Here is a 1,611-nt window from a genome sequence, read left to right as displayed (position 1 = left end):
GGCGAACCTCCTCGGTGGCTCGACCGCCATCGAGGCCACCAGAGCAGGCGACGAGGCGCGCGCGCGGCTCTGGCCACCGCGGCGCTCGGCTCTGTTCGTTCGCCGGCTCGGTCGCGACCTCCTGCTGGCGCTGTTCGCCCCGCCGCTCGCGAACCTCGCGCTGCAGTTCGGCCCGGCGGAATATTTCTCGCTGATGGTGCTCGGCCTCGTCGCCTCGGTGACGCTCGCCTCCGGCTCCATCGTCAAGGCGCTGGCGATGATCGTGCTCGGCCTGCTGCTCGGCCTGTCGGGGCAGGACATCTACACCGGCACGCCGCGCTTCACCTTCGACATGCAGGAGCTGGCCGACGGCTTCGACTTCGTCGCCGTCGCCATGGGCATGTTCGGCATCGGCGAGATCATCCGCAACCTGGAGGACGAGCACGGCCGCTCGCTGGTGGCCGCCAAGGTGAAGGGCCTGCTGCTCACCAAGGACGAGTTCAAGGCCATCATCGCCCCGGTGCTGCGCGGCACCGCCATCGGCTCGGTGCTCGGCATCCTGCCGGGCGGCGGCGCCATGCTGTCCTCGTTCGCCTCCTATTCCATCGAGAAGAAGGTCTCGAAGACCCCGAAGGAGTTCGGCAAGGGCGCCATCGCCGGCGTCGCCGGCCCGGAGAGCGCCAACAATGCCGGCGCCCAGACCTCCTTCATTCCCATGCTGACGCTGGGCATCCCGTCGAACCCGGTGATGGCGCTCATGATCGGCGCGCTCATCATCCAGGGCATCACGCCGGGGCCCAACGTGGTGACCGAGAAGCCGGACCTGTTCTGGGGCATCATCGCCTCCATGTGGGTCGGCAATGCCATGCTGGTGCTGCTCAACCTGCCGCTGATCGGCATGTGGGTGCGCCTTCTGACCGTGCCCTACCACCTGCTGTTCCCGGCCATCATCGCGTTCTGCTGCATCGGCGTGTACTCGGTGAACAACAACGCCTTCGACGTCTATTCCATGGCGCTGTTCGGCGTGCTCGGCTACGCGCTGGTGAAGCTCGACTGCGAGCCGGCGCCCATGCTGCTCGGCTTCGTCATCGGCCCGATGCTGGAGGAATATCTGCGCCGCGCCATGCTGATCTCGCGCGGCGACCCCATGGTGTTCCTCACCCGCCCGATCTCGGCGGTGCTGCTGATCCTCGCCGTGATCGCGCTGGTGGTGGTGCTGCTGCCCTCGGTGCAGAAGACCCGCGAGGAAGCGTTCAAGGAGTGAGCCGGCAAGGCGGCGGCGCCCCAGCCCGCCGCCCTCCCGCGCTGCCGCCGATTGCAGGCAAAAAAGTGCGCCTCCGCTCTTGTAAGGGCGGGGGCGTTTTGCTAAACGAACGCCTCCTTCCGGGGCCACCCGGAACGGGCGCATAGCTCAGTTGGTAGAGCAGCTGACTCTTAATCAGCGGGTCCTAGGTTCGAGCCCTAGTGCGCCCACCACTATCTCCCAAATCCTTGACCACCAGGACTTGGACCTCTCCCGCGCCCTGCAATAGGCGGGTCGAAGGGCCGTAGGCTTCCCGGCGCTCGCCCCGGCCGCGCCGGACGGTGCGGTCCGGCCGCGCTTGCACCGGCGCGCGGCGTTGCTCCACCGTG

At 67.8% G+C, this 1,611-nt stretch carries 1 tRNA gene and 1 pseudogene; both read left to right on the top strand.

Going from position 1 to position 1,611, the window contains the following annotated elements:
- Positions 1–1,243 (top strand): annotated as a pseudogene (locus AC2W7M_RS25095) (tripartite tricarboxylate transporter permease); the annotation flags it as partial.
- A gap of 136 nt (positions 1,244–1,379) precedes the next feature.
- Positions 1,380–1,455, top strand: a tRNA-Lys gene (locus AC2W7M_RS25090).
- Positions 1,456–1,611: the final 156 nt, after the last annotated feature.

This window comes from Xanthobacter sp. BG11Y11_SDJG (assembly GCF_057364445.1).
This window is presented reverse-complemented; position numbering and strand designations above follow the sequence as displayed.